General features: G+C 57.7%; 24 protein-coding genes and 3 pseudogenes. 15 read left to right on the top strand and 12 right to left on the bottom strand.

The window, feature by feature from the left end; translation table 11 throughout:
- Window positions 1-136: 136 nt before the first annotated feature.
- The 5 genes from tnpA (at window position 137) to ACUN0E_RS01385 (ending at window position 4,350) form a co-directional block, all read left to right on the top strand.
- Window positions 137-559, top strand: coding sequence for an IS66 family insertion sequence element accessory protein TnpA (tnpA, locus tag ACUN0E_RS01405; RefSeq protein WP_445565379.1), 423 nt, complete (start codon window positions 137-139; stop codon window positions 557-559).
- Complete coding sequence (gene tnpB, locus ACUN0E_RS01400) at window positions 553-900, top strand: IS66 family insertion sequence element accessory protein TnpB (RefSeq protein WP_445565378.1); 348 nt, start codon at window positions 553-555, stop codon at window positions 898-900. The genes tnpA and tnpB overlap by 7 nt, the downstream gene beginning before the upstream one ends.
- A gap of 59 nt (window positions 901-959) precedes the next feature.
- Window positions 960-2,474 carry an IS66 family transposase gene (tnpC, locus tag ACUN0E_RS01395; RefSeq protein WP_445565377.1) on the top strand — a complete coding sequence of 505 codons (1,515 nt, stop codon included), beginning with the start codon at window positions 960-962 and terminating at the stop codon, window positions 2,472-2,474.
- Between the two features lie 14 nt (window positions 2,475-2,488).
- On the top strand, window positions 2,489-2,980 hold the full coding sequence (locus tag ACUN0E_RS01390; RefSeq protein ID WP_445565376.1) for a hypothetical protein: 492 nt from the start codon (window positions 2,489-2,491) through the stop codon (window positions 2,978-2,980).
- Window positions 2,981-3,246: 266 nt separating this feature from the next.
- A complete protein-coding gene (locus ACUN0E_RS01385; RefSeq protein WP_445565375.1) occupies window positions 3,247-4,350 on the top strand; it encodes a porin in 1,104 nt (367 codons plus the stop codon).
- Window positions 4,351-4,435: 85 nt separating this feature from the next.
- Here ACUN0E_RS01385 and ACUN0E_RS01380 read toward each other — a convergent pair whose 3' ends face one another.
- Window positions 4,436-5,533: a helix-turn-helix domain-containing protein gene (locus ACUN0E_RS01380; protein ID WP_445565374.1), complete on the bottom strand. Its 1,098-nt coding sequence runs from the start codon at window positions 5,531-5,533 to the stop codon at window positions 4,436-4,438.
- Window positions 5,534-6,390: 857 nt separating this feature from the next.
- On the opposite strand from ACUN0E_RS01380, the gene ACUN0E_RS01375 reads away from it, so the two are divergent.
- Complete coding sequence (locus ACUN0E_RS01375; RefSeq protein WP_445570346.1) at window positions 6,391-7,212, top strand: alpha/beta fold hydrolase; 822 nt, start codon at window positions 6,391-6,393, stop codon at window positions 7,210-7,212.
- 573 nt (window positions 7,213-7,785) lie between these two features.
- On the opposite strand, the gene andR is transcribed toward ACUN0E_RS01375, so the two are convergent.
- Window positions 7,786-8,742, bottom strand: coding sequence for an anthranilate 1,2-dioxygenase regulatory protein AndR (gene andR / locus ACUN0E_RS01370; protein WP_445565373.1), 957 nt, complete (start codon window positions 8,740-8,742; stop codon window positions 7,786-7,788).
- Between the two features lie 194 nt (window positions 8,743-8,936).
- Between andR and andAc the strand changes: the two genes are divergently transcribed.
- From andAc to andAa, 4 genes are read left to right on the top strand one after another with little or no spacing between them, the layout of a single operon-like run.
- Window positions 8,937-10,208 (top strand): anthranilate 1,2-dioxygenase large subunit AndAc, encoded by a 1,272-nt coding sequence (gene andAc, locus ACUN0E_RS01365; protein ID WP_445565372.1) that lies wholly within the window; start codon window positions 8,937-8,939, stop codon window positions 10,206-10,208.
- Window positions 10,209-10,226: 18 nt separating this feature from the next.
- Window positions 10,227-10,700, top strand: coding sequence for an anthranilate 1,2-dioxygenase small subunit AndAd (andAd, locus tag ACUN0E_RS01360; protein ID WP_445565371.1), 474 nt, complete (start codon window positions 10,227-10,229; stop codon window positions 10,698-10,700).
- A 10-nt stretch (window positions 10,701-10,710) separates the two neighbouring features.
- A complete protein-coding gene (gene andAb / locus ACUN0E_RS01355) occupies window positions 10,711-11,034 on the top strand; it encodes an anthranilate 1,2-dioxygenase ferredoxin subunit AndAb (RefSeq protein WP_445565370.1) in 324 nt (107 codons plus the stop codon).
- On the top strand, window positions 11,024-12,241 hold the full coding sequence (gene andAa, locus ACUN0E_RS01350; RefSeq protein WP_445565369.1) for an anthranilate 1,2-dioxygenase system ferredoxin--NAD(+) reductase: 1,218 nt from the start codon (window positions 11,024-11,026) through the stop codon (window positions 12,239-12,241). The genes andAb and andAa overlap by 11 nt, the downstream gene beginning before the upstream one ends.
- Window positions 12,242-13,833: 1,592 nt before the next feature.
- Here andAa and ACUN0E_RS01345 read toward each other — a convergent pair.
- The 6 genes and pseudogenes from ACUN0E_RS01345 to ACUN0E_RS01320 form a co-directional block, all read right to left on the bottom strand.
- A pseudogene (locus tag ACUN0E_RS01345) lies at window positions 13,834-14,130 on the bottom strand (IS6 family transposase); the annotation flags it as partial.
- 74 nt (window positions 14,131-14,204) lie between these two features.
- Window positions 14,205-15,638, bottom strand: coding sequence for an NAD-dependent succinate-semialdehyde dehydrogenase (locus tag ACUN0E_RS01340; RefSeq protein ID WP_445565368.1), 1,434 nt, complete (start codon window positions 15,636-15,638; stop codon window positions 14,205-14,207).
- A 17-nt stretch (window positions 15,639-15,655) separates the two neighbouring features.
- A complete protein-coding gene (locus tag ACUN0E_RS01335; protein ID WP_445565367.1) occupies window positions 15,656-17,263 on the bottom strand; it encodes a GMC family oxidoreductase in 1,608 nt (535 codons plus the stop codon).
- Window positions 17,264-17,284: 21 nt separating this feature from the next.
- Window positions 17,285-18,046: an enoyl-CoA hydratase-related protein gene (locus tag ACUN0E_RS01330; RefSeq protein ID WP_445565366.1), complete on the bottom strand. Its 762-nt coding sequence runs from the start codon at window positions 18,044-18,046 to the stop codon at window positions 17,285-17,287.
- Between the two features lie 29 nt (window positions 18,047-18,075).
- Window positions 18,076-18,984, bottom strand: coding sequence for an amidohydrolase family protein (locus ACUN0E_RS01325; RefSeq protein WP_445565365.1), 909 nt, complete (start codon window positions 18,982-18,984; stop codon window positions 18,076-18,078).
- A gap of 4 nt (window positions 18,985-18,988) precedes the next feature.
- Window positions 18,989-19,618 (bottom strand): glutathione S-transferase family protein, encoded by a 630-nt coding sequence (locus ACUN0E_RS01320; protein ID WP_445565364.1) that lies wholly within the window; start codon window positions 19,616-19,618, stop codon window positions 18,989-18,991.
- 418 nt (window positions 19,619-20,036) lie between these two features.
- Here ACUN0E_RS01320 and ACUN0E_RS01315 point away from each other — a divergent pair.
- The 5 genes and pseudogenes from ACUN0E_RS01315 (at window position 20,037) to ACUN0E_RS01295 (ending at window position 23,216) form a co-directional block, all read left to right on the top strand.
- A pseudogene (locus ACUN0E_RS01315) lies at window positions 20,037-21,231 on the top strand (CaiB/BaiF CoA transferase family protein).
- A 54-nt stretch (window positions 21,232-21,285) separates the two neighbouring features.
- Window positions 21,286-21,900, top strand: coding sequence for a carboxymuconolactone decarboxylase family protein (locus ACUN0E_RS01310; protein WP_445565363.1), 615 nt, complete (start codon window positions 21,286-21,288; stop codon window positions 21,898-21,900).
- A 178-nt stretch (window positions 21,901-22,078) separates the two neighbouring features.
- On the top strand, window positions 22,079-22,873 hold the full coding sequence (locus tag ACUN0E_RS01305) for a GntR family transcriptional regulator (protein ID WP_445565362.1): 795 nt from the start codon (window positions 22,079-22,081) through the stop codon (window positions 22,871-22,873).
- Window positions 22,840-23,007: pseudogene (locus ACUN0E_RS01300) on the top strand (ketopantoate reductase family protein); the annotation flags it as partial. The gene ACUN0E_RS01305 and the pseudogene ACUN0E_RS01300, both read left to right, overlap by 34 nt.
- Before the next feature lie 35 nt (window positions 23,008-23,042).
- Window positions 23,043-23,216, top strand: coding sequence for a hypothetical protein (locus ACUN0E_RS01295; RefSeq protein ID WP_445570609.1), 174 nt, complete (start codon window positions 23,043-23,045; stop codon window positions 23,214-23,216).
- 3 nt (window positions 23,217-23,219) lie between these two features.
- On the opposite strand, the gene ACUN0E_RS01290 is transcribed toward ACUN0E_RS01295, so the two are convergent.
- The 4 genes from ACUN0E_RS01290 to ACUN0E_RS01275 form a co-directional block, all read right to left on the bottom strand.
- Window positions 23,220-24,038: a hypothetical protein gene (locus ACUN0E_RS01290; RefSeq protein ID WP_445565360.1), complete on the bottom strand. Its 819-nt coding sequence runs from the start codon at window positions 24,036-24,038 to the stop codon at window positions 23,220-23,222.
- Between the two features lie 25 nt (window positions 24,039-24,063).
- Complete coding sequence (locus tag ACUN0E_RS01285; RefSeq protein ID WP_121107570.1) at window positions 24,064-24,690, bottom strand: flavin reductase family protein; 627 nt, start codon at window positions 24,688-24,690, stop codon at window positions 24,064-24,066.
- Window positions 24,691-24,718: 28 nt separating this feature from the next.
- Entirely contained in the window at window positions 24,719-25,681 is a 963-nt protein-coding gene (locus ACUN0E_RS01280) for an amidohydrolase family protein (protein WP_445565359.1), read from the bottom strand.
- Window positions 25,682-25,873: 192 nt separating this feature from the next.
- Window positions 25,874-26,119, bottom strand: a complete 246-nt coding sequence (locus ACUN0E_RS01275) for a hypothetical protein (RefSeq protein ID WP_445565358.1) — start codon at window positions 26,117-26,119, stop codon at window positions 25,874-25,876.
- Between the last annotated feature and the right edge of the window lie 146 nt (window positions 26,120-26,265).

The raw sequence follows: 26,265 nt of genomic DNA, 5'->3' as shown, positions 1-26,265 counted from the left end.
TGTCGCCACGCGCTGGCGGGACAGGATGAACCGGACTGCAACTGAGCGACTGATACGTAAGCGTCAGCGGATCCCGTCTTGAATCGCGACTTCCCGAATGTGAAGGTGATGCTTTCGTGAGAACGAGGGCAATGCGATGGAAGACGAGAACATTAAGGCTGCAACGGCGATGGGTACGCGTCGCCCACGGCAAGGGGAAGCGTTCTGGGGCGAAATGGTCACCACCTGGAAAGCGAGCGGTGTCGGCGCTCGGCGGTTTTGCCGAGAACAGGGTCTGGCGGTAAGCACCTTCAGCCTGTGGCGCAAGAAGCTCTCAAGCCCGGTCAGAGAGATTAAACAGCCACTCGCGGTTACTGCGGATGCCGCATTCATCGGTTCCAATCTGGATGGTGAACTGGCTTCCTCAAGGCCGCTTGTTGCAACGCCGGCGGCGGATGTATCGCCGTCGCGTGACGGGGTGACGCTCTCGCTCGCTGGCGTTCGTATCGAACTGAGCGGCGTTCACGCCGAGCGCATCGTGCGATATGTGCTCGGGCAGCTCGGAGGTGGTCGGTGCTGATTACCTCGGACGTTCGCGCTTACATTTGTCGCGACCCGGTCGACATGCGCAAGGCGATCGATGGGCTGTCTTATCTCGTCGAGCCGCTACTTGCTCAGAAGCCTGCATCGGGCAACCTGTTCGTTTTCGTGGCGCGAGACCGCTCCAAAGTGAAGATTCTTTATTGGGACCGGACCGGTTTCGCGCTTTGGTATAAGCGTCTCGAAAGAGGCCGTTTCCCGTCACCCTCATTACTCGCTCAGCGCGGCTTCACGCTCGCGGAACTCAACGCATGGCTCGAAGGCATCGAGATCCCGGCGCGAGAGCCACACCGCACCGTGGCAGTGACGCGCGTGGCATGAGGTGCTCCAGCGCGGCCCCGAGCTTGTAAACGTGGCTTGAGTTAGGCATCATGGAGCACATGCCACCCAACGCCGTCACTGTCGCGGATCTTCCCGTCGAGCCCGATGCGCTGCAAGCATTCGCGCTTGAACAGAACCGGCTCGCACGGGTGTTGTGGGAGCAGTTGGAAATCCTTCAGTATCAGATCGCGCAGTTGAACCGTGCGCGCTTTGGCGTGAGCTCCGAGCGCCTGGCGGGCCAAGCCGAGCTGTTCGACGCCGCAACCGATATCCCGGCACCGCCGGCGGTCGACGCCATTCCCGTAGGGAGTCACACCCGTAAAGGGCGTCCGGCGCTACCGAAGGACCTGCCGCGCACACGCATCGAATACGATCTGAGCGACGAACAGAAGATGGCGTTCGATACGCTTGAACGGATCGGCGAAGAGCGCAGCGAGACGCTGCATTACGAGCCGTCCAGGCTCACCGTCATTGAGCACATCCGCTTCAAATACGTGGCGAAGAAGGATGGCGAATCGACCATCGTGACCGCAAGCGCTCAGCCGTCGCCGCTGCCAAAGAGCAATGCGAGCGCGAGCCTGCTCGCCAATGTCCTGGTCAATACCTATGTCGATCATCTGCCGTTGAATCGACAGGAAATGCGCTACGCGCGCCGTGGTGTGTACTTGCCACGCGCTACGTTGTGCGAATGGAAGCTGGCATCTGCTGAGCTGCTCTCGGTACTGCTGCCTGGTTTGCGCGCTCACCAGTTGAAGGCGCCGCGCATGCACGTGGATGACACGACGCTACCTCTGCTTGAGCGAGGGCACCCATCAACGCGCACAGCACGATTATGGGGTTATCTGGGCGCGGGCCAGCGCAACGAGAACGGCGTCTGGGTCGACCACCCGCCAGCGGTCGTGTTCGAGTTCGCTGAGTCACGCGCGGGCGCGCATCCGCTGCTGTACCTGAATAAATACAAAGGCTATCTGCAAGCCGACGCGTACAGCGGTCATGGCGCGCTTTACGCGCGAGGTGACATTATTGAGGTCGGATGCTGGGCTCATTGCCGTCGACGGTTCTTCGAAATTGCCAAGGCTCAGAAAGACCCCGGCCTCGCGGCGCAGGCACTGCAGTGGATCGCCAAGCTATATGCGATTGAATCACGTGTCAAAGACCAAACCCCGGACATCAAACTTGCAGCACGGCAAGCGCAGACGTTGCCGGTGTTGGCACAGTTTCGTCAATGGCTAGAGGCAAACAGCATCGGTTTGCCCGCGCAAGCCCCGCTCGGCAAGGCCTTCGGTTATGCGTTGCGACATTGGGAGGCGCTTGTCCGATATACAGAGAACGGCGTCCTGTTGCCAGACAACAATGCGCTTGAGCGCCAAATCAGACCGATTGCCCTCGGAAGGTCGAACTGGCTGTTCGCGGGGTCTCCACGAGGTGCGCGTGCGGCGGCAACAATGTATTCACTCCTTGGGACCGCTCGCCTTAACGGTATCGAACCCTATGCGTGGCTCGAACGAACACTTGAGAAACTGCCGTCGTATCCCGTCAATCGCGTGCACGAGCTCTTGCCGCTCGCCCGTTAAAACACCTCTACACCATGGACATTCTCGACTCGCTTCGGCAGGCGCCTAGTGCCGAGCTTTATCGCCTCTATCTTGCTATCGGCAAAATGCTCGATGATCCCCGACGTATTCTCGAAATACGTCAACGCCTGCACCTGGGGATGGCCGTTAACTACATCGGCGATAACCCGCTTGGACCGCCGGCGCAAGGCACCATAGTCGAACTCCGCCAGACACAGGCAGTGGTTCAGGACAGCACAACTCGACGCCGTTGGGGCGTGCTCTATGCGGCGATCATCCCGGAAACTTCGACTGTTCAGCCTCAGGTTGAACCGACACCGCCGCCGAGAACGCAGCGTGAAGAGTTCTTCATCGGTGACACAGTTAGCTTCACTGACAAGCACCTAAGCGAGCGCGTCGGAGTCGTCGTGAGGCTGAATGCCAAGACCGCATCGGTCGCCGTCAATGACACCGATGGCCACTGGCGCGTTTCGTACTCTCTATTGCGAAAGATCGTCGACATTTAGCCGCGAAAACTGCCCTAACGGGTTGTGCTGACGGATACGATACAAACGACCTCAGCCAGTGGGCAGTGGTAGCAGCGAAAGAAGATGCCCCCTCTCGGACCGACGGCCGAGTACGCGTTCACGAGCGGGATCACGGCTGCTATCGCAGGAAAACCGTAGAGCACTCGATGTCGCTACTCAAGCGTTGGGATCCAAACCTCCACGAGCGTGCTTCGGTCCACCTGGTAAATGCGGATTGGAGATGAACGGCTAGGAGAAGAAAAGTCATGAAAAAACGGATTACTGCAATAGCTTGCTGCGCGTTGATATCCGGTATCCAGCAAGAAGCAAATGCCCAAAGCAGTGTCGTCCTTCAGGGAAATATCGATGCGGGCGTCACTTTCATCAATAATCAGCATGGCGGGTCCGCAACGCGGTTTGACAGCGGCATACTCGCCCCGAACCAACTAACTTTTAAGGGTGACGAGGATCTGGGCGGAGGTAATAAAGCGTTATTCGTCTTGACATCCCAGTTCGACCTGGCCAATGGCACTACGATTCCGGGGCCTGGGCAAATGTTCGGGCGCGACGCGTATATCGGGCTATCCAACGACAGATACGGCCAACTGACCTTCGGCAATCAATACGATTTCATGTTCGAGACCCTCACGGCGGGACTCTTCGACAACGCATTTTTAATGGGCGGAATCTATGACTTCCGCGGCGGTCCATTCACTGGGTTGGGCATCCCAAATAATCCGACCGGTGCGTTTGACTTCGACCGGATGGCAGGTAGCAACCCGGCAATGAACTCCGTGAAGTACAAAAGCCCGACGGTGTATGGATTCTCGTTTGGAGCTCTTTACGGATTTGGCGGAACACCCGGCGACTTCTCCGCCAATTCCACGGTCAGCGTTGGCGGGAGCTATGCTAGCGGTCCCCTCGGTATTGGATTCGCCTATACGAGTGCCAAGTACGTGCAACTGGACAATGGGCACGGCGCCATCCGGAACATAGGCGCGGGGGTGAACTATCATTTCGGCCCAGTGCTCGCAATGCTTCTTTATACAAACACGAAGAACACGGCGTCAAATGCCACGGTGAACGTGATCAAGCCGGGCATCAACTGGACGGTTTCTGGCCCATGGAGCGTCGGTCTTGACTATACCTACATGAAAGGGAATAGCGCTCTGCAGAACACCCGAGCACAGCAGGTGATGGGTGCAGTTCAATACCACCTGTCCAAACGCACGTTGATCTACGTGGAGGGCATCTATGAGCACGCAAATGGCGACGCGACATCAACGGATGCCTGGATCAACGGCATCCCTCAGGCAGCTAGCACGGGCAACCAGGTGATCGGAAGAGTCGGCATGTTCACCGTTTTCTGACCAAATAGCGTCGGTTGATATTCGGCAGAAGTCTCAATCCAACAGGCGTGATCCCGGTGTGAGCCAATGCACACCCGGGATCAGTTTAGCGTTGGCGACAGCGGCGCATAGTAGCGATCGGAGCTTCGCCGAACGCAGCTCTGTAGTCTGCACTGAAGCGACCCGCATGCGTAAATCCGAGGTGCAACGCGACATCCGTCACTGACGTCGCGGCGGTAGCGGCGGTGAGCATACGATGTGCTGCTTCAAGGCGAACCTTGCGCAAAAATGCCGAAGGCGTTGTCTGATCCGATTTCTGAAACCCCGCCTGAAGAGTCCGTACGCTGACGCCAAGTTCCCTGGCCACCTTCGCCACTGTAGTGCCCTCTTCAGCGCGGTCGGAAAACATCTGCTTCGCCGACGCGACAATTCGAGGTGTGCCAGCAGCAACCGGACGCGCAAGTTCCCCAGAATAACTGTGCCGTTGTGCATGCAGGATCGTCGACAATAGAAACTCGTCAAGTGATTCGACTGCGCATTTCGGCAATGTCATGCCTGATGACGCGAGCGTGCAAACCAGTCGCACGGCGTCTTGCCAGACCACTTCCAAAGAGTGCGGTAGCGGTTGAAGATCGAACGCTATAGGTCGTTCAAGTGGATACCCCAGCCAAGCCGCACACATGCGCTCCAGTCGATCTATGTCGACTCGCAGTGCGGTCTGGGCGAACGCACCGTCAAATTTCAATACTGTCTCCCGGCCCGGCGACAATGGCATCGTCTGCCCCGCACGCCATGAAGCTATTCGGCCATTCTGATCAACGCTCGCCGCACCTGACGACGCAGACATCATCAGAAGCAGATTGGGAAAACGCCCGGCGTCAATGGCCACGGGGCTCGAATAGCGGAGATATACAACGGGTTGATCGGCCGCGGTTATGACCTTGAGGTCGACGTTCAGACTTCTGGCTGGGCCGGCAGGTTCAACCGTATGGGGACAATAGACGCTGCCGACAACGTTTATCGCCTCATCCAGGTCCCTGATTGACACAAGGCTACCGCTCTCGGCCACCGAGCCGGAATATTTCCCAACATCAGCTGAAAATTTTGGCTGCATTGGTAGCATCGGGCGCTCCATATCGAGAAAAATGGGCATGCGTGGAACGTGCCTTTTGTGCCCGGTTGACGCACGACGATCTTGCTTCATGAACGGATCCGTGCGAGGCGATACGCGCAGACTGTACGTGCCGAGGTCAGCGATTATCACGCGCGCGGCGATGAGGGCACTACCTGTTGTCAGCAGAGAGTATAGCTCGACAACGAAATGCGCCACCTTCATCCACGCAGCAATTCTTCATGGTGCACGTTGTCATTCTGCTTACCTTTAGAGGTAATTCCTGAGCTGCTCCGTTCATGCAACTGAGTGAATCAAAGAACGACATCGTCTCACCGAGTCCGCCATACAAGCCACGACCAACCTTCGCTACAACCGAGACCTTGATCGGACAACAGGTTGGCATGCCATGTGGCGTTGAAGCATTGCTCCGACGAATGTGACCAGCTGCACGCTATGGTTCTCTGTCCGGCCCGATTCAGGAGAATATTCATCCGAACCTGCGCCAAAGGGACAGCGTTGCGCAAAATGTCATTTTCGCCGGAAATTGGCCGTCGTATTTTCAATAATGACGGGGCATGTAACAGCATCGGACAGGCCGACCGCCACGCCGCCGGCAACCTAGCAATGCATCTCCCGGGTTACGGAACGTATGAGACTCAGGTGAAGAAATTGTGATGACGACGATAGCGAGAGGCAACCTTACACGAGTGGTACAACGCTTTGCTGGAGATATTTTTCAAGCAATCTTACTGATCTGGACCTATCTGGGTTCTATCTGATAGTTTTTCCGGACATGTTCGGCGTTGACTCGCTTGGGCCGCGATGAACGGATCAAACCCTTCCGACTCGGTGGATCGCGCAACCAGTTTCTTCCGCTGTCACCGCAACTGCAGTCGACAGATTCACCAACGGGCGACATGCCCAACCGCATGCAGGACCAATTTCAAATGCCTACGATTACCACACGTGACAGCACACAGATCTTTTTCAAAGACTGGGGTACCGGACGTCCCGTTGTTTTCTCGCACGGCTGGCCGCTTACCGCGGACGCCTGGGACGCTCAGATGGTCTTCCTGAGCAGTCGCGGTTATCGCACCATCGCGCACGACCGGCGCGGCCACGGTCGTTCGGCACAACCTTGGAACGGCAACGACATGGATACGTACGCCGATGATCTCGCTACCCTCATCGAGAAGCTGGACCTCAACGATATCGTTCTAGTCGGGCACTCGACCGGCGGCGGTGAAGTCGCTCGCTACATCGGCCGACACGGCATATCGCGCGTATCGAAAATAGTGCTCGTGGCCGCAGTGCCGCCGCTGATGCTGAAAACCGAGGCCAATCCTAAAGGCCTGCCGATCGAGGTGTTCGATGGCATCCGCGCCGGCGTGAACGCGGACCGTCCTCAGTTCTTCCGGGATCTCAGCGGCCCGTTTTATGGCGCGAACCGGCCAGACACGAAAGCCTCGCAGGGTCTGCTTGACTCGTTCTTGTTGCAAGGTATGCTGGGCGGCCTGAAAGGCCAACTCGACTGCATCAAACAGTTTTCGGAAGTCGACTACACCGGTGACCTAGAAAAGATCAACGTCCCGACACTGATTATTCACGGCGACGACGATCAGATGGTGCCGATCGACGCATCGGCGGGACAAGCCTCGAAGATCGTTAAGCACTCGATACTAAAGGTCTATCCGGGTGCGCCGCACGGCCTCATGAGCACCCATCAGGAACAGTTCAACGCTGATCTACTTGACTTCATCGAAAACTGATCCTGTCGAGCGGTCACCGAACCGACGCTCATGGCGAGAATAGATCAGCGCCGTCGCTCGATGGAGGCGCCCGGAATAATCTCAACCCAGCCGAGCGGGATATCACGTTGATACTCGCTTAGAAAGCACGCGTGCCACAGCCCTCCGTTCGGATGAACCCGAAAGCTTGATACCGTGCTTCGCGAGACCGACAGCACCGTGTCGGCGAGCTCAACCCACAGCGCCTCCTCGCTGCTTGCAATGCGAGCCCTAAACGGCTGACGCTCATCATGAGGTCGAGCCGACGGCGGCAAAGTACCCATGATGTATTTGCTGTTCCCTCAATCCGCCGCACCTGGTATGTGATCCATGAAGCCACCGGGACCACGCAGCTCGGGTACCTCTCGATGGATTATCGAGCCCAGTTGGGAGAAATGCCTTCAGACACGCTACGTAAGCGATACCGCTCGAAGAAATCGTTCCACTCAGCCGCTGCATGACACGCAGTTCGCCTCCCGACGATACCTTGTGATGGCGGATATTGGAGAGCGAATGCGCAAGATACTCGAGGAGATATCTTCCGTAGATTAGCGGCTAGCGCCTGCGAACCGTGTCTGATGGAGATTCCCCAAACCGCTCCCTATAACTGATGGCAAAACGTCCAAGGTGGGTAAATCCACAATCCATCGCAATGGTCGCGATACTCACCGCACCGGATGAGGCTACTAGCGCTGCTCGCGCGCGATCAAGCCGTAGTTGCCTCAGGCAAGTCATCGGACTGGCATTGCGAAAATTCTGGAACGCGTCACCTAGCGTTCTAATCGATACCCCAGCCGCAGAAGCGATGTCCTGCAACATAAGGGGCATGGGTAAGTGCTGGGCCATAAATTCGTCGGCCACTCGAACAATGTGCGGCACAGGCGCACGGGCCGAACTATGCATAGGCTTCGCGCAATGAGCAGCGGTCAGCAGGTTCACGAGCAGAGCCTCGACATGAGCGGCGACACTGGGGTGCGCGCAGGCGCAGTTCAGAAACTCCGGTGAACCTGCGACAAGTTGCAACTGTTCCTTCCACGCGCGCATCAATTCGCCGGACAGGGACACGAAAGGGTCAACCCGTCGATGGCGCGCGCGATCCTCGCTGCGAAAAGCTGCCGGATCGATTCGCATGACAAGTTGTTCGCAATCCGAGGAAAGGATCGCACTGAACGGTTCCCCGGGCGCGCGAAGAATCGCCTGCTCGCTATTTACCCGTACGGTTCTTCCGCCTGCGCTGACCTCGGCTTCTCCAGACACACAGAACATCATCAGGTAGTAACCGCTTACCTCTTTCACATCCACCCGCATCGGGCCACCGAACGAAATTGTGCCGATCCCCAACCTGCCGATCTTCACGAAGTCCATGTGCGAGCGCCCATGCCCGCTACCTGACGGAACCAGCGAGTGCGGCTGCATTACGCGCGAGATCAGCTCGCGCGTTTCATCCACGTCGGTCGACTCAAACAAACGATGGTTACGCAGGGCGAATGGATGAAAGTCAGGTTGACGCATAACAGCCTGCTGGAAGGGAACCAGTTTCGGAAGCGGCATCGATCACTATAAAAAACTACTTGAAACGGATACGCGCGGCACCATCCATCCAGAATCGGATAGACCCATCATTTTGGCACTCCAAAAATACTTACATGCATCGTTGAACAAGCGAGTTCAGTGAAGAGAGCTCATCAATTACGGAGAAACCTACAATGAAAACGGTCGATTCACCCCTTCGCCCTATGAACAAGCCTGATTCTGACTTCGTCGAGTTTCCGCGCGATGACGGCTCACGCATTCCTTACAAGGTATTCAGTTCGCAAGCTGTCTACGATCGCGAACAGGAGCGGATTTTTCGGGGGCCCACCTGGAACTTCATTGCACTTGACGCGGAAATATCCAATGCTGGCGACTTCAAGAGTACGTTTGTCGGCGATACCCCAGTGGTCGTCACGCGAGCCGAAGATGGCTCTCTATCCGCATGGGTGAATCGCTGTGCGCATCGCGGAGCATCCGTGTGCCGCAAATCACGCGGCAACGCGACTTCGCATACCTGCGTCTACCACCAGTGGAGTTTCGACAACAGCGGAAATCTGCTCGGCGTGCCGTTCCGCCGTGGCCAGAAAGGCATGACTGGCATGCCCGCCGATTTCGATCCGAAGAACCACAGCCTTAGAAAGCTGCGCGTGGACAGCTACAAGGGTCTCGTGTTTGCGTCGTTCAGTGAAGAAATTGCGCCGCTCACCGACTATCTTGGTGCAGAGATGCGCCCGTGGATCGACCGCATTTTCCACAAACCGATCGACTATCTCGGTTGCACACGGCAGTTTTCCAGATCGAACTGGAAGCTCTATTTCGAAAACGTGAAGGATCCGTATCACGCGAGCATGCTGCATCTGTTTCATACAACCTTCAATATTTTCCGGGTCGGTATGAAGGCGCGTTCGATTCCTGATGCGACGCATGGCCTGCACAGCATCATCACCGTGACGAAGACGAGCGAGGACACCTCTGCTGCATATAAGCGGCAGAACATCCGCTCCTTCGATGAGGGCTTTTCGCTCGAAGACGACTCGATTCTCGGCCTCGTGTCCGAGTACGACGAGGACACGACCAACCACATCCAGCCGATCTTTCCGCAACTCGTGATCCAGCAGATCCACAATACGCTGGTCGCGCGCCAGTTGCTGCCGAAAGGTCCGAACAGCTTCGAGTTGATCTTCCATTTTTTCGGCTATTCCGACGACACGCCGGAGCTTCGGGAACTGCGCATCAAACAGGCGAATCTTGTCGGGCCGGCCGGTTATATCTCGATGGAAGACACAGAGGCCACCGAACTGGTGCAGCGCGGCACTGTGCGCGATGCAGATGCAACCTCGGTGATCGAGATGTCGCGGGCGAATCCCGAGCAGCAGGACACGGTCATCACCGAGAGCCTGATCCGGAAGTTCTGGGTCGGCTACCAGAAGCTGATGGACTATTGAAGAGAAGAGAGGACAGACATGGAACAGATAAAGCTGTGGTTCGAACTGCACATGCTGCAGAACCAGTACATCAACAATCTCGACAATGATCGGCTTGAAGCGTGGCCCACGCTCTTCACCGAAGACTGTCTGTACGAGATCGTGCCGAAGGAAAATGCGGATATGGGGTTGCCGATCGGCATCATCTATTGCAACAACCAGAAGATGCTGCGTGATCGCGTGGTGTCCCTGCGCAACGCGAACATTTACGAGGCGCATAGCTATCGGCACATGACCTCCGGACTGTCCGTGATCGGCGAGAAGGACGGCGTGATCGAGACGGAGAGCAACTACGTGGTGATCCAGACGCGCACCGACGGTGAGTCGAGCGTGTATCAGGCGGGCAAGTATCTCGACCTCGTGGTACGGACGGCGGACGGACTCCGCTACAAGTCCAAGCGCGTGATATATGACACATCGCGCGTGCAAACGCTGCTGGCGACGCCAATCTGAGGAGGCCGTGATGGAGAAATTGGTCAATGGTTGGCAGGCGCTGGGCGTGCTGGAAGAATTCACGGAAGGTGAGCCGACCGCGGTGATCGCTGGCGATAAACCAGTGGCGATCTTCCGCCTCGGCGACGAGGTGTTCGCGTTGCACGATTTATGCACGCACGGTCATGCTCGCCTCTCGGAGGGCTTCGTGGAAGATGACTGCGTGGAATGTCCGCTACATCAGGGGCTATTCGATATCCGCAGCGGCGCGCCGCGCTGCGCGCCCGTCACTGAAGCGGTACGTACCTATCCGATCCGGATCGTCGACGGAAAGGTCCAGATTCATGTCGCGTGAACCCTTCATGATTGTCGGTGCCGGGCACTCGGCGCGGCGCGCGGCGGAAACACTGCGCGAACGCGATCCGCATGCAAACATCGTGATGATCGGCGCAGAGCCAGAGTTGCCGTACGACCGTCCTGTGCTGTCCAAAGACGCTTTGATTAGCGAAGCCGGGGAGCAGCGCGCCTTTGTCCGTGACCGTGCGTGGTATGACGCAAAGCGCATCGAGTTGCGCCTCGGCGTATCTGTAGACTCAATCGATCGGGATAGGCAAAGGGTTCGGCTCGAAGACGGCCAGACGCTCCCCTACGAACGTTTGTTGATTGCTACAGGTTCACGGGTGAGGCGTTTCGCCGGAGGTGTCGACGATGGCGTGAAGCTCCATTATGTTCGTACGGTAGCCGACGCCCGTGCACTGCGGGCAGCATTAGAGCCAGGTAAGCGCGTCGTGGTGCTGGGTGGTGGCTTCATCGGGCTCGAGATCGCGGCATCTGCGATAACGCGTGGTTGCAAGACCATGCTAATCGAACCGGCCACGCGCCTGCTCCAGCGTTCGATGCCTCACGAAATCGGGGAGTTCATTCTTTCGATGCACCGAGCGCGAGGCGTCGATGTCTATCTGCAAACCACGCCGCTTCGTGCTCGTGGCACGTCAGCGTATGCCATTGTCGAAACCGACTACGGCGAGGTTGAAGCAGATGCGATAGTAATCGGTATCGGCGTTACGCCCAACGTAGAGCTTGCGCAAGCGGCGGGGCTCGAAGTCGAAGGTGGCATCATCGTCGACGAACAGTGCCGCACCGCCGATCCGAACATCTTCGCAGCTGGCGAGGTGACGATGCATTTCAACCCGCTACTTGGACGCCATATCCGTGTGGAATCATGGCAGGTCGCAGAGAACCAGCCTGCAGTTGCTGCCGCAAACATGCTCGGTGCGTTCGAGCGCTACGCGGAAACGCCGTGGTTGTGGTCTGATCAATACGATTGCAACCTGCAGACGCTGGGCGTGTTCGACGACACACACATGTCGATCACGCGCGGAGATCCGTCTAGCGGATCGTTCTGCTTGTTGAAACTCGACGAAACCGGCAGGCTAACCGCCGTTGCGGCGGTGAACGCAGGGCGAGACGTTGGCGTGTGCAAGCGCCTGATCGCCGCGCGGAAAGTTCTGGATGCAGCGGGTCTCGCGGACACGTCGGTTACGTTGCGTTCTTTACTGTAGCGCCTGGTGTCACGTTGAGTGACAGCTTATGAGCATCTCCAATGCTCGGCCGAACCCTGAACTGCCGTTCGACTTCGCATTGGTTCGGTGGTGGCTTCGAGGATGGTTGAATTGAAAAGTTCTTGTTTTGGTTCGGGGCGCTAGAGTTGGCACCGCGTTATCGAGTTGTGACGATCCGCGAGGCTGTGAACTTGGGCAAGGCAACGATCCTCATTTTTCGTGACGCAACTGACTGGTTCATCTGCTTGCTTCCCGACATGAGCCGCTTGCCCGTTCTTTGCCAGTTTTGCGGAGTCGCCGCCATCAGGAATTATCATGGGAACCGCTTCGACCCCGCAGTCAAGGACGGCCCAGCTTCAGGATGCATTTAAGACGCGCAAATAGTATTTGCGCCTTCTTTCGCTCACGGCAAGATCGGTGGTACTCGGGCGTCCTCGCAGTACGCCTCGTTTCGTCACACGCAGCTTCATGGACGCTGCGTGTGATCTTATGGAATGGTGTACTCGGGCAGCAGCGATCCTTCATCGAACAGCTCTCGCAGTCGAGCTGGTTTGCCCGATAGATGATCGTGTCAGCCTTCGTGACGCCCGAGCGCGAATTCCTGAATTTGCGCCGATCACTGCGTAGTGCATGCCCCGATACCGCAACATCAACTCCGTCGGGTCTTGCATTCCAAACATGCACAAGCATCTTCACCGCCATGCGGGCGGGCTATGTTGGCTGGGCATAGGTAGAGTAAGAGACAGGGCGTAGTCGAACTATTTCCCTGCCTCTCCTCCCCGAACCGGACGTGCACCTCTCAGCGCATCCGGCTCTCCATCCAGGTGTCGCTCGAAGCGAAGACAATCTACCGCAGGAGCCAGCGAGCCTCCGTTGATCTCCACGCGGCATCTCATCAGTTTGCTTTGCATTTCACTGATTATCAGAGGTCTTCACCTCACTATGGTCAGTTAATCTGCCAAGCAAACCACCCGGACTGCCTCCCTTCGCCATGTGACCGGCTTTCCCGGTCTCGGACTATTACGGAGGCTCCGCCAGCTTGCACATCATCGGGGGCACACTCCCTTAACATCTGTGCAAGCCTTCCCCAGTTCACATGCTGGACTCAATCGCACGGGCGAGGTTGCCTGTCGCAGTCTTTATCCTTGCTTGCCGCAAGTCGTCGCAGATATCACGGTCTAGCTGCGCGCTCTCCGTGATGCCCTGCTGGCCGGCCTACATCTCCGGCCAGCATTCGCGGCGTCAGTCCGTACATGTGACTCACGCCGATCCGCGTCCTGCCTGTTAAGCGGTGTAGGCAGGGGTGACGATTCAACCCTCAGATGCGTTTAAACAGGTTCGTGTCCCTCAACCGTCCCATGCTCAGCCTGGAAGCTCATCTCGGCGTAACCGCTTCGCCTCAAGCTCCGTTTCCCACGGACTTCGCCACCTTGCCAGTGTCGGCAAGTCACCGCCGCTTCGGCTCACTTCCTCTCGCAGCAGAGAAAGGGCATGCCCCGGTACCGCAACATCAACTCCACCGGGTCTTGCATTCCAAACATGCTCAAGCAACTTCGCCCCCATGCGGGCGGGCTACGTTGGCTGGGCGTACTGTAGGTTTCATCCATTCGCCAACTTCGACTGACCTTTTGCTTGCGCGGTCCGAATGCCTTACCAAGTGCAGGCAGCAACTTGATAGCCCATCGGTGCACCGATCGAATGATCGACCAACACTGCCCGCTCGGACGTCATTTCTTCCAGATGACGCAGACTCAACGGATAGGCGACGTACCAACGAACGCGTGTCAGCATATGGCCAGCGGGTAATGTACCCGTTTAAGCGCCTTGCTCACAGTCGCGTTCGGGGTCTTGATCTTCGCTACATCGTTTGTCTCGGGACCGACCACCATTGCAGATCACCTTACTGGGACCGAACCCTAAACATTAGCCCCCTGTTGCCCTTCGCCCTTGGCACTGCCCACCCTTAAATGAAACGCTGCGTCACGAACTTCGAAGAAAAATATCCCTCGAGCGCTTCTGCTCCGCCTTCGAACCCATGTCCAGACCCCCCTCGCCCTCCAAAGGGCGTTTCTGGAAGACCTAACGCATAATGGTTGATGCTTAACATCCCCGTGTACACCTCGGTTGCAATTCGTTCCGCAGCTGCGCCGGAACGAACAAACGCGTACGCTGCCAGTCCTACAGGAAGCCGGTTCGCTTCGGATATAGCTTCTTCCAGGTCATCAAACGTAACAATAGGAACGATCGGACCGAATGGTTCCTCGTTCATTACATCCGCCTCAATCGACGGACCAAGCAGCACCGTCGGCTCAAAGAAATTACTGCCCATTGTTACCCTGCCGCCTCCAAGGGCCACTTCAGCTCCACGAAGGCTCGCATCGGTAACTAGTCGCTCCATTGCCAGCGTGCGTCTCGGATTGGCGAGTGGACCCATCGTGGTGGACGCATCAAATCCATCGCCGACGCGGATCTTCCGTGCGCGCTTCAGGAACTCCTCGGTAAACTGAGCGGCTATTTTTTCGTGTACAAGAAATCGCGTAGGGGAAATACAAACTTGCCCAGCATTGCGGAATTTCGCCGCCACCAGGATCTCCGCCGTGGAGGACGGATCAACGTCGTCCATCACGATCACCGGTGCATGCCCACCTAGTTCCATTGTTGTGCGCTTCATGTGGGCCCCTGCTAGCGCCGCTAGCTTCTTCCCCACCGCAGTCGAGCCCGTAAAACTTATTTTGGCAATTGCAGGATGCGAAATTAGGTGTTGAGCAATTTCACCTGGATCTCCAAAAATCAGTGTAACGGCCCCCGTTGTAACCCCCGCATCGGCGAAAGCTCTGACTAACGCCGCTGGCGACGCCGGTGTTTCCTCAGGTCCCTTGAGGATGATCGAGCAGCCCGCTGCCAATGCTCCAGCAAGTTTTCTCACCGCCACGTTTATTGGAAAATTCCATGGAGTAAACGCAGCTACAATTCCTACTGGCTCGAGCCTCACGGATTGCATGATCCCTGCCGAGCGCGCAGGAATAAGACGTCCATACGCTCTCCGGCACTCTTCTGCATACCAATCAATCAAATCAGCCGCGCCCAATACTTCAACCATCGACTCCTCTAACGGCTTTCCTTGCTCGAGCGTCAGCAACTCGGCGATGCTTTTCGCTCGCTCACGAATCAGATCGGCAGCCTTTTTCAGTACGCCATAGCGGTGAAAAGCGGAAGTGTTACGCCAAGCCTCAAATCCAATTTCTGCCGAATGAATAGCCTCATCCAGATCGCTCGCTTCGGCGCACGCCACTTTCCCGATTACCGCTTGTGTAGACGGATTTACCACTTCTCGTGACGTCGACTTGAATCCATCGCGCCATTTCCCACTAATGAACAGTTTTACGTCTGAGTACACTTCGATTTCTCCGGCAATTAGAGGCTATCAGATAGAATTAGATCAGCGGCTTTTTCACCAATCATCAGGCATGCAGCATTGAGGTTTCCGGACAGAATAGAGGGCATGATTGAAGCGTCGGCGATGCGCAGCCCTGACAAGCCACGCACCCGAAGTGTCGGGTCCACCACGGCCCCCTCATCAGATCCCATTCGACATGTTCCACAGGGATGAAATATCGTTGAGGACTGCGTTCTAACGTACGCTAAAATTTGCTCATCCGTTACGACGTCCTCTCCCGGCCAATATTCGGCCGACACGAGACTTTTCAGAGGTTCAGTCTGTGCTACCTTTCGAATCACCCGGATCGCGTCGACATAAAATTTCCGGTCTTCTTCTGTGCTTAGATAATTTGGCTTTATGATCGGAGACGCTGTTGGGTCTCCACTTCGCAATTCGACTGTTCCACGACTGGTCGGCCAAGATTGAGTCAACATCATGGTGAAAGCCGAGAACCGATGCAGAGGCTCTCCTGATTTCCCTACGCTAAACGGCGACATGTGAACCTGGGTGTCCACTCGTTCCAGTTCGGGTTTGGAGCGTAGGAACATACCAACTTGACCAGCTGCGTACGTCAATGGCCCTCTTCTAAAGAGCGCATATTGGGCTCCCATCAAAAATTTGCGTTGCCAACTTTGCAAGTCATCGTTGAGCGTGATCGGATTGACCGTTTTAAGAATTACTTTCGTCTGAAGGTGATCCTGTAAATTCTTCCCAACTTGCTCGCGGCAGAGTATCGGTTCAATCTTGTGACGGGTTAGCTCTTCGCGCGGACCGACTCCCGAGAGCAGAAGCAATTGCGGGGTGTTCACTGCCCCACAGGACAAAATTATTTCTCTTCTCGAGCCAATTCTAACGATGTCTCCCTGTTTAGTCTTGAATTCGATGCCGATGGCCTTCAATCCGTCGAAAAGCAAACGCTGGACGTGTACATTGACTTTAATGCACAGATTTTTCTGGGATTTCCTCGAACGCAAGTAGGCCTTTGCCGAATAAGAGCGAAGACCGTTTTTTACCGTTAGATCGTAAAATCCAATGCCATCTTGCTGTTCGCCGTTAAAATCGTCGTTCTTCTTTAGTCCATAGTTAAGCCCAGCAGCAACTACAGCCTTGCACAACGCCGACGGATTTGAAGGCTTAGTAACGTACACAGGGCCACGATCAGAATGCACGCTTGTCTGACCGAGATAATGATTCTCGCACTTCATGAAATAAGGCAGCACATCCGACCAGCCCCATCCTACACATCCAGCTTCCTTCCATCCGTTGTAGTCATCTTGCTGTCCTCGGATGTAAATCAATCCATTGATTGCACCTGACCCACCAAAAACTTTTCCGCGCGGCCAATAAATCGATCGTCCGTTTAGCTCAGCCTCGGGCTCAGTTTGGTACGCCCAATTTATCGACTTATCGGAAAACATTTTTGCGAAGCCGATTGGAATGTGGATCCAAGGATTTTTGCCCCATCCCCCAGCTTCCAGAAGCAGCACCGAGTACTTCCCGCTTTCCGACAATCGGCTCGCGACTACAGATCCCGCGCTTCCGGCTCCAATGACGACATAATCATAACTCTGCTCAAAGTCCATACTCATCTCCGCGCTGCTCCCTTATCGGCCTTTGAAAACCGGTGTGCGTTTCTCCAACGTCGCCCGTGTTGCTTCACGGGCATCTTCGGTGTACATCAGCTTCGTGCTGTATCTCTGCTCGTGCCGGTATACGGCTTCAAGCGGCATTGATTCAATGTCGTTGAGAGCCTGCTTCGCACAGCGCAATCCGAGCGGACTTTTGCCGGCGATTTTCGCCGCAAGCCCAAGTGCCGTCGGCATCAGGTCTTCAAATTCAACGACTTCATCGATCAGTCCGAGACTGAACGCTTCCTGCGCGTCGATCGGTTCGCCCGTAAAGTACATGCGGCGCAGCACGCCCTGTGGAATAAGCCGGCCATGGTGCGCCGCGCCCCCGCAGCGGCCGACATTGATTTCGGGCGTCCCAAAACGCGCGTTGCTCGCGCTGATTCGGATGTCACACACGGTGGCGAGCACCGAACCTGCGCCGAGAGCTGGTCCATTGATCGCTGCGATGACGGGGATCGGACAACGATAGACTGCGGAGAACGTCCTGCGCACGATTGCCGCGCGCTCTGGATCCTGCTCAGGCGCTGCGCTCAAGAATTCGTTCAGGTCCAGACCCGCGCAGAACGCACGATTGCCAGCGCCGGTGAAAATGGCGCAATGGACGTCGCGTTCCTCGCCGAGGTTTTCGAACAAATCAGCAATTTCGCCGTAAAGCGCGAGGGTAAGCGCGTTAACCGGCGGCCCTCCGAGCGTGACGGTCGCAACCCCATCGCGCTTTTCGAGTATCAGTGACATGGGCCTCCTTTCTTAGTTGAACAGCTTGATCAGTCGTCGAACCGATCGAAGCAGGCGGGATTTTCGACAAAAATGGCCTTCCGCAACGATGCGTCATCCACCCATCCATGGAATGTGTCCAGCAAATCACCCACGTCCGGCGCAGCATCGCCCATTCTGACGTAAGGCCAGTCCGAGCTCCATACCAGCTGTTGAGGATTCGCCTCCATCATGAGATCTTGAAACGGTCGCAAGTCCTCATAACTGGGAGCCTGCTTCGACACACGGCACAGAGCCAGCTTTACACCGATGCGTCCCTCGCGCAGCAGCGACAGTACGTTCTGAAAGTCGCGATGACCAGTCCCGAGCGAAGGATCTAAGCACGTCATGTGTTCGAACATCACGGACAATCCTGCACGCTCAAGCTTCTCGGTGATGGCGGGAACATCGCTGCATCGCGCCCAAACCTGAGCGTGCCAATCGAGCGCCTTCATGCGGCTCGCGAGCGACAGCGCCACGTCCAGCCCCACGCTTCCCTCCAACGGCTTGCCCGTTTGCGGACTCGGCATCTCGTTGAAGCGCAACGCGCATACGCCATTGCTATCGAGGCGCTGCAACTCCTTATCCGTCACGTCCCGCGGAAGAACTGCGACGCCGCGAATCCTCCCGGCACCAGCCTTGAGCGCGGCTACCAGCGCCTCATTGTCGATACCGTACGGCGCCGGCTGAACGAGCACGCCACGCCTTCCGCCGATCGTGTCCAGCATCGCGAGGTAAGTCCCGCAAGTTGCGAGCGGCGGCGGATAGTTGGACGCTGCCGTAAACGGGAAGTCTTGATAAGGGCCGAACACATGCGAGTGCGCGTCGCAGGCATCGTCGGGAAGCGGATTGCGCGGCGGGCATGGCATTCTTGCGGCGACGACGTCGACAGAGCGGAGGGGATCCGTGAGATCGTTCATGACATCACTCTGCATCGCCAGGTTCGGTGCGGCGCATCGAGTCGCGATCGACGAAGTGTGCATGCCATGCGGCGAGCGCCGGATGCCCTTCGCGCCATTGCAGGTCTGGCAGGCGGAAGTCGTAGTATGAGAGCACGCAGGCAATGGCGATGTCGCCGATCTGGATCGCGTCGAACCGCAGGTGTGGCGCGAGTTGCTCTAACGCATCGAGCGAGGCCGTCGACTTGACCTTGAACGCAGCGAGCCACTCCGGGCGCTGTTGAGGTTGAGGCTTGTTGCGCTCCTGGCGCCAAAGCAACAGCACATCAAGCAAGCCGCCAGCGAACGCGTGCTGTTGCAGTGCGACGAAGCGCACGCGGCCCTCAGTTGGAAAGAGGCGCGCGCCGTCGTGCAACGTATCGAAGTATTCACAGATCACCGGCGAATCGAACAGGACGTATCCGTCGTCGAGCACGAGCGTGGGCAACTTGCTCAACGGGTTGTCGGGTAGCAGGTTGAGGTTGAGGTTGAGGTTGAGCTTGTCCATTGCGACAGGAGAACGCACGCATTCGAACTTGTCCACAATGCCCGCCTCATACGCGCACACCATCACTTTGCGGACAAACGGCGAGCGCGGCGACCAATGCAGCTTCATGTGCATATCCTTCCGATACGTTGACGAACACACGACACCTGCCGAATCGCTTGACGTCGACGCGACATGTCTACTGTGTTAGGTTAATTCTCTAAATATTTAATCTAAATCACACGAAAAGTAAGATGGGTGAAAACGGCATTGTCAACTTGTTAGCGTGTTCCCTTACACGCCGTCATGGTAGATGATCTTCCTCATAAAAGTCAATAACGTGTACTATAGAGTTTTGGCGAAGTTTTTTTGTTGACAACGGGCACAATACTGGAAACTCGGCTGCGAAAATTTTGATTTTTTGCCTGAGTTAGCAGCAAGCGAACAGGTCGGAAAATTACTGCGCCTGATTAGCACCTGCGGAAGGGGCGGTGGATTACACCACGGCCGAAGGTAGTCGTTACCAATGAAAACAAGCGGATACAACATGACTGGACCCATGTCTCACATTCGCGTTCTCGATCTTAGTCGCATCATGGCAGGGCCCTGGAGTGGGCAAATGCTTGCTGACCTCGGTGCAGACGTGATCAAGATAGAGCGCCCCGGAGTAGGTGATGACACCCGCAGTTGGGGGCCGCCATTCCTTGATGAAAACTGTGACGGGCCATCGATGGAGTCGGGATACTTTCTATCGGTAAATCGCGGCAAGCGCTCGGTCGCAATCGACCTTGCGTCGCCCGAAGGGCAGGCGACCGTGCGTGCGCTCGCCGCTCAGTGCGACGTCGTGATCGAGAACTTCAAGGTCGGAGTCCTAAAGCGCTATGGTCTCGGCTATGACGACTTGAAGGCCGTCAAGCCGGATCTGATCTATTGCTCGATCACTGGTTTCGGTCAGGATGGCCCGAAGTCGGAAAACGCCGCCTATGACTTCATGATTCAGGCGATGGGCGGCCTGATCAGCGTGACGGGCTGACGCGACGATGAACCGGGCGGCGGTCCACAAAAGGTCGGTGTGCCGATCGTCGACATCATGACCGGCATGTACGCCACGGTCGGCATTCTCGCCGCTCTCGCGCGGCGCAATGAAACCGGAGAAGGCGAGTACGTTGAAGTTGCGATGCTCGACGTTCAGGTCGCGTTTCTGGCCAATCAGGCGATGAACTACCTCATCTCGGGTAAAACCCCGGCTCGCAACGGCAATAAGCATCCGAACATCCAACCGCAGGACGTGTTCAGGTGCCGCGACGGCTACCTGGTGCTCGCGGTCGGAAACGACGGCCAGTTCCGCAAGTTCTGTGAAGTCATCGCGCGTCCTGAACTGGTCGATGACGAGCGTTTCGCGAACAATGCACAGCGCGTGCGTAACCTTCCGCCGCTGCTCGCGATCATCCGCGAAGCGTTGCTCGGAGACGACCTCGCAGTTTGGATTAGCAAGCTCGACGCCGCCACAGTGCCGTGCGGGCCGATCAACACGATTCCGATGGTCTTCGAAGACGCGCAGGTAAAACACCGCGAGATGCTGCGCTATCTTCCTCATCCGGTCTCGGGCACCGTGCCTCAGGTGGTGTGTCCAATTCGAATGCGCAATGCGCAATGCGCCGTTGAGTTTTGACCGCGCCCCGCCGACGCTCGGGCAGCATACGGATCAAGTGCTGGGTAAACTCAGCATCGCGAGCCGCTGAGGCCGGCGCTCGGAGCGCTGTCGCCCAAATGACATCATCTTGCAAGGATTGAACGTGGCCCGAATCCCCTTTTTTTCTCCTGATTCGATGACCGCCGAGCAGGAACGCGTTTATCGGGCCGTCGTCGACGGACCGCGCGGGACCGTCGTCGGTCCCTTGCGCGCCGCGTTGCATCGCCCAGAACTGGCCGACCGCTGGCAGCGTTTTGGCGAAATTCTCCGCTACGGCACGACCTTGCCCGCGCGATTGACCGAACTTGCGATCGTGGTTACAGCGCGACGCTGGAACAGTCAACTCGAATGGCATATTCACGCCGAGTCAGCGCTGCGTGCCGGCCTGAACCAGGCAGTATTGGACGCGATCAGGACAGGCGCGCAGCCTGCCTTCGATGACGCGGAAGAAGCCGACATCTACGAATTCACGCGGCAACTGCAACAGACGGGCAACGTCGGCGAGGACGTCTATCAACGCGTGATGTGCCGCTGGGGCAACGTCGGTATCGTTGAACTCGGAGCGGTGATCGGTTACTACACCCTGGTGTCGATGACGCTCAACGTCCATCAGATTTCATTGCCCGCCAATGTGCCGCCACCACTCGAACCCGTCCCCCATCCGAATGAACCTGGCGAGGCACTGTCGACGCTTCCGCGTTGCATGTTTGTAGTTTAGCCGTCGAACGCAGTTGCCAAACATGGGGGTGAAACCGCCTTCACATCCACAAAATGACTCATAAAGGTCAGTCAGCTAGACAACTGGTTCTTTGGGTTAAACTATCAGGACTCCCGCTACGTGCCGCTGCCCAAGGCAGCGGCGCCGGAAGCACCACATAACACCATCCGGAGATGCAATGAATACAGAGGCGGCCCTGAAGGATCCAGCGATCAATTTCAGCCTGAGCGGGGTTGCCCGCTACATACAGCTCGCGACATTGTTCAGGAGGCGCATCGAATCGGGCCAGTGGAGTGTCGGCGCGCAGATACCAACCGTCGACGAACTGGCTAAGGAATGTGCGGTCGCACGCGCCACGGTCCGGCAGGCGCTTGGTATCCTCGAAGAGGATAAGCTTATTGAGCGCTTTCGCGCCAAAGGCACATTCGTCACCCAGAAACCGCAAAGCCAGCTTTGGTGCGTGGTGCCAACCGACCTGTCCGGCCTGCTACTCGCCGCGGAAGGTGCCAGCATTGAACTGCTGAAGACTGAAAAGGGTGTGATGCCCACCAACATCCTGCGCACCAGCGGCAAGCTTGCGCCGTCGTATCAGCACTGGCTCCGGCGCCATTCGCGCGAAGGCCGGCCCTACTATCTCGGCGATTCGTATATTGATGAACGTCTGAGCCGCCGCATCCCGAAGTCGGCGTTTAAGCGATACACATCCATGCGCATACTGCGGGACATGCCCGATCTAGAGCTCAAGGAAATCCAGCAGACGATTACTATCGGCACCGCCGATATGGAGTTGGCGCGGATGCTGGAGCTTCCCGCTCAACGCGCCGGTTGCGCGCACGTATCGCATCGCAACCGATGTCAATGGAACAATCGTTTTTGTCGCCGACGGCGTGTATCGGGGCGATGTTATCCGCCTGGACATGAAGTTCGCCCTTTAAACGCGTGGGGCGGGCGCGCGACTGTGCGCACTTGCTGACGGCGGCCGGCCTGCCGACCATCGCCAGCGACGACGTGCAACGCGACCTGTGGCTCAAGCTGCTCGGCAACGTATGCGCGAATCCGTTGAGCCTCATCACGCAGGCGAGTACCGACCGTCTTTTCGACGATCCCGACACGCGCGCCATTTTCGAAAACCTGATAGCGGAATGCCTCGCGCTCGGCCGGGATGCCGCGTCGAACTCGACGCGATTCTCGGCGCCCCGCAGGAGTGCGCGGCACGGCTCGATGTTGCCGTGCCCCTCATGCAGACGGTGTTTGCGCTCGCCCGTTTGCGTGCGGTGCAGGCAGGCCTCGATGGCGGACATACCGGTTCTCGCTGACGTTCAGCCGCGTGTGTAGTCAGCCGAGTTGGCGACCCATCCCTTGTCGATGAAGTCCGTGCGCGGCGGCGAGAACACATCGATCAAAAGATGGCGGCCGGTGCCGACGCCTTCGGTGGTATGGATCAGATGAACCGGAATCGAGATCATCGATGCCGGACCGGCCTCGAGATGCTGATCGTCGCGCCACCGGTTCGCATCGGCGCCCCATTGCACGCGCAGGTGATGAATGAAATGTCCGTCGATCGCGAGCGACCCCTGCTCAAAACTCGTGTGGCTATGCGGGCTGAGGTGCGAGCGGTCCCGCGCATCCTGATACTCGACCCAGTTGATGCTGAGCGTGTCGGATTGCAGCATCTTCAGACGCGGCTTGTCGGCGGGCGGCTGGATGTTGTCGATGCTGATCACCTGCAGTTCGCCGTTCGCGCGTGTGCGGCGATAACCGGCATCGCTGCCGGCGATGCGCGGGTCAGCCGACGCATAGTCCTGTTCGTTGAGTGCAGCGCCAAGCGCGAGATCCGCGCGTGACGACGCGATCAGCACGGCGCGGCCCCCGCCTTCTGGTTTCACTGAGACTTCGCCCGCGGGCAGCACGCAGACACTGCGGCCCGGCACGGACTGCACGGCGCATTGTCCGGTGCGCACTTCGGTGCCGGTTTCGTCGGGCAGGAGCAGCAGCATCTCGTGCGCGCTGCGTGCTTCGAAGGTCTTGCCATCGCCTTGCAGCCATTGCACGAAGAAGTTCTGGCCGCGCGTCACGGCGCCTGGGGCAAGATCGTAGACGGCGGTTTCCCGCACGCGGGTATCGGGTGTAGTCGTCATGTTCGGTTCCTTCTTCATTGGGGGATCAGTCGCGCCGCGGGCTCGGGCGGCCCAGCACGTCCATGCGGCCGACGGTGGCGTAGCGGTTGCCGTCGAGGCGGGTCAGCGGTTCGGTTCGGGCCGTATCGAAACGCCCGTCCGCGTCGATGAAGCGATCGTCCAGATGCACGCCGACGACGCGCCCGAACACCACATTGCTAGCCGTCTCACCGGGCCCCGTCGGCTCGATGTCGACGATGCGCAGCAGCCGGCACTCCATGCTGGCGGGCGACGCCGCCACGCGAGGCGGCTTCACCATCACGCTCGGTGCCTTTTCGAGCCCGGCCAGTTCGAACTCGTCGGTACCGTAAGGCGCGTCGATCGAACTGAGATTCATCTGGTTGCGCAAATCCCATGTCACGAGATTCGTGACGAACTCGCCGGTCTCGCGCACATTCGTAATGGTGTCCTTCTCGTGCCGGTCAGCCGGCGCGTTGCACGAAAAGATCACCACCGGTGGCGCAGTCGAGACAAGATTGAAATGCGAAAACGGCGCGAGATTGACCTGCCCTTTGCTGTTCATCGTGCTGATCCAGCCGATCGGGCGGGGAGCGACGATCGCATTGAACAGCGTGCGCTTGAAGTCCGGCGTGGTCGCGGGGTCTAGAAACATCGTTATCTCCTTGTACGACTCGGATTGCTCAGCAGCGCGAACCGCCCTTCACGAACACCTTTTTGCCCGTCTCGTAGAGGACGGCGTGGCGTTCCGCGTCGGTCAGCAACGTCGTCGCGTCGAGCATGCGCTGCACCATATCCTTGTACGTGCCCGACGAGGTGCCGATATCGGAACCCCACATGATGCGATCGGCGCCGAACATATCGACTGCCTTGCGCAGCACATCGCGCGCTGGGGTATCCGTCTCGCGGTAAATGTCGAGGTTGATCGAGGTGAACTTGAAGAAGATGTTGGGCTCAGCGGCGAGCGGCTCGAAGCGCGCGTCAAAACCGTAGTTGTCGTCCTCGACTTCAGGTTCGAGCATGTGATCGAGCACGACGCGCAAGTTCGGGAAGCGCCGCGCCAATTCGATGATCGGCGGCACCGACGGGCCACCGCCGCCGATCGCCAGCACTTCCAGATCCATCACGATGCCGCATTCGTTCGCCACGGCCCACGTCTCTAGCGCACGCGGCGAATTCAGCCACGGCATCGTGCCGTCGGCTTCGCGTCCGCCGAACAGGCGCACGCCAGCAAGGCCGTGTTTCTCGATGTACGAGCGCACCAGCGCCGGCGTGCCTTCGTCTTCCGCATCGAGAATGACGACGGCGGAAAACGTGTCGGGATACGCGTCCGACGAATCGAGGATGTAACTGTTATCGAAACGGTAGGTCATGCGTTTTTGCACTGCAACCGCACCCTCGACGCGCTCCTCCTGCATCCACTGCAGCATGCGCGCAACATCCGGCACTTCATTGACCGGATTGGCGCCATGCTTGCCGCCCGGCAGGCCGATCACGCCAGGCAGGCGTGGCGGTGCATTGGGCGAGCGCTTCATCGGATTGCGCGGGTAGCGCGTCTGGTCGTCCGCCACGAGATGCGCGTGAGAGTCGAACAGTTTGACGGCTTGACCGGCAGGAGAATTCGTGGGGTCTTGCTGGGAAGGCATGTCTCCTCCAAGGAGGGTTGGGTTACTAAAAAGGCGCGCAGCGTTAGCCTCCGGCATCGCGATAGGGCGATCGACCGGCCATGCCACGCGTCGCGGCTAGAAAAGATGGCGGATGCCGAGAAGCACGGCGTACTGCGCATCGGTCGCCAAGGGCGTCGCGGAGGTCAACGCGGCCACGGCACGGTGTCCCGTTCAATCGAAGCCACCTGAAGTCTCGCGCAGCATGACGAAATAGAGGTCGGTTCGCTTCGAAAGCGAATAGTAAGCGCCGAGATTCCATTCGACCGCACTCGGTTGGCGGCTATCACGTTCGACGCCTCGTATGGTTCCATGCAATACGCGCTGTACCAAGCGCGTTTCCGAAACTTTTCGCAGAACGAAAAGCGCGGGATGCCACCCTACCCCAAAAAATGGCTGCATCGGCATGAATTCCGACACGCGGAATCTTCCCGATTTGCACTTGGATCGCGGCGTGGGCTAGACATAGCATTGCTCACCGTGGGTCCGACCTCGTTCAGAGGTCGCTCGCAACCATATAAAAGCCCGCGCCGCGCGTCTCACGCGCCGCCAACCGGTCCGCCACG

The organism is Paraburkholderia sp. D1E, assembly GCF_052682275.1.
This window is presented reverse-complemented; position numbering and strand designations above follow the sequence as displayed.

Excerpts from the sequence above, each read along its gene's own strand:
- ACUN0E_RS01385 (WP_445565375.1), top strand. The coding sequence starts at position 3,247 with ATGAAAAAACGGATTACTGCAATAGCTTGCTGCGCGTTGATATCCGGT.
- ACUN0E_RS01390 (WP_445565376.1), top strand. The coding sequence starts at position 2,489 with ATGGACATTCTCGACTCGCTTCGGCAGGCGCCTAGTGCCGAGCTTTAT.
- ACUN0E_RS01325 (WP_445565365.1), bottom strand. The coding sequence starts at position 18,984 with ATGAACGATCTCACGGATCCCCTCCGCTCTGTCGACGTCGTCGCCGCA.
- andR (WP_445565373.1), bottom strand. The coding sequence starts at position 8,742 with ATGCGTCAACCTGACTTTCATCCATTCGCCCTGCGTAACCATCGTTTG.
- ACUN0E_RS01295 (WP_445570609.1), top strand. The coding sequence starts at position 23,043 with ATGCCTCGCGCTCGGCCGGGATGCCGCGTCGAACTCGACGCGATTCTC.
- andAd (WP_445565371.1), top strand. The coding sequence starts at position 10,227 with ATGGAACAGATAAAGCTGTGGTTCGAACTGCACATGCTGCAGAACCAG.
- ACUN0E_RS01285 (WP_121107570.1), bottom strand. The coding sequence starts at position 24,690 with ATGTTTCTAGACCCCGCGACCACGCCGGACTTCAAGCGCACGCTGTTC.
- ACUN0E_RS01375 (WP_445570346.1), top strand. The coding sequence starts at position 6,391 with ATGCCTACGATTACCACACGTGACAGCACACAGATCTTTTTCAAAGAC.
- tnpC (WP_445565377.1), top strand. The coding sequence starts at position 960 with ATGCCACCCAACGCCGTCACTGTCGCGGATCTTCCCGTCGAGCCCGAT.
- tnpA (WP_445565379.1), top strand. The coding sequence starts at position 137 with ATGGAAGACGAGAACATTAAGGCTGCAACGGCGATGGGTACGCGTCGC.
- ACUN0E_RS01330 (WP_445565366.1), bottom strand. The coding sequence starts at position 18,046 with ATGTCACTGATACTCGAAAAGCGCGATGGGGTTGCGACCGTCACGCTC.
- ACUN0E_RS01305 (WP_445565362.1), top strand. The coding sequence starts at position 22,079 with ATGAATACAGAGGCGGCCCTGAAGGATCCAGCGATCAATTTCAGCCTG.
- ACUN0E_RS01290 (WP_445565360.1), bottom strand. The coding sequence starts at position 24,038 with ATGACGACTACACCCGATACCCGCGTGCGGGAAACCGCCGTCTACGAT.
- ACUN0E_RS01280 (WP_445565359.1), bottom strand. The coding sequence starts at position 25,681 with ATGCCTTCCCAGCAAGACCCCACGAATTCTCCTGCCGGTCAAGCCGTC.
- andAc (WP_445565372.1), top strand. The coding sequence starts at position 8,937 with ATGAAAACGGTCGATTCACCCCTTCGCCCTATGAACAAGCCTGATTCT.
- andAa (WP_445565369.1), top strand. The coding sequence starts at position 11,024 with ATGTCGCGTGAACCCTTCATGATTGTCGGTGCCGGGCACTCGGCGCGG.
- ACUN0E_RS01380 (WP_445565374.1), bottom strand. The coding sequence starts at position 5,533 with ATGAAGCAAGATCGTCGTGCGTCAACCGGGCACAAAAGGCACGTTCCA.
- ACUN0E_RS01335 (WP_445565367.1), bottom strand. The coding sequence starts at position 17,263 with ATGGACTTTGAGCAGAGTTATGATTATGTCGTCATTGGAGCCGGAAGC.
- andAb (WP_445565370.1), top strand. The coding sequence starts at position 10,711 with ATGGAGAAATTGGTCAATGGTTGGCAGGCGCTGGGCGTGCTGGAAGAA.
- ACUN0E_RS01320 (WP_445565364.1), bottom strand. The coding sequence starts at position 19,618 with ATGAAGCTGCATTGGTCGCCGCGCTCGCCGTTTGTCCGCAAAGTGATG.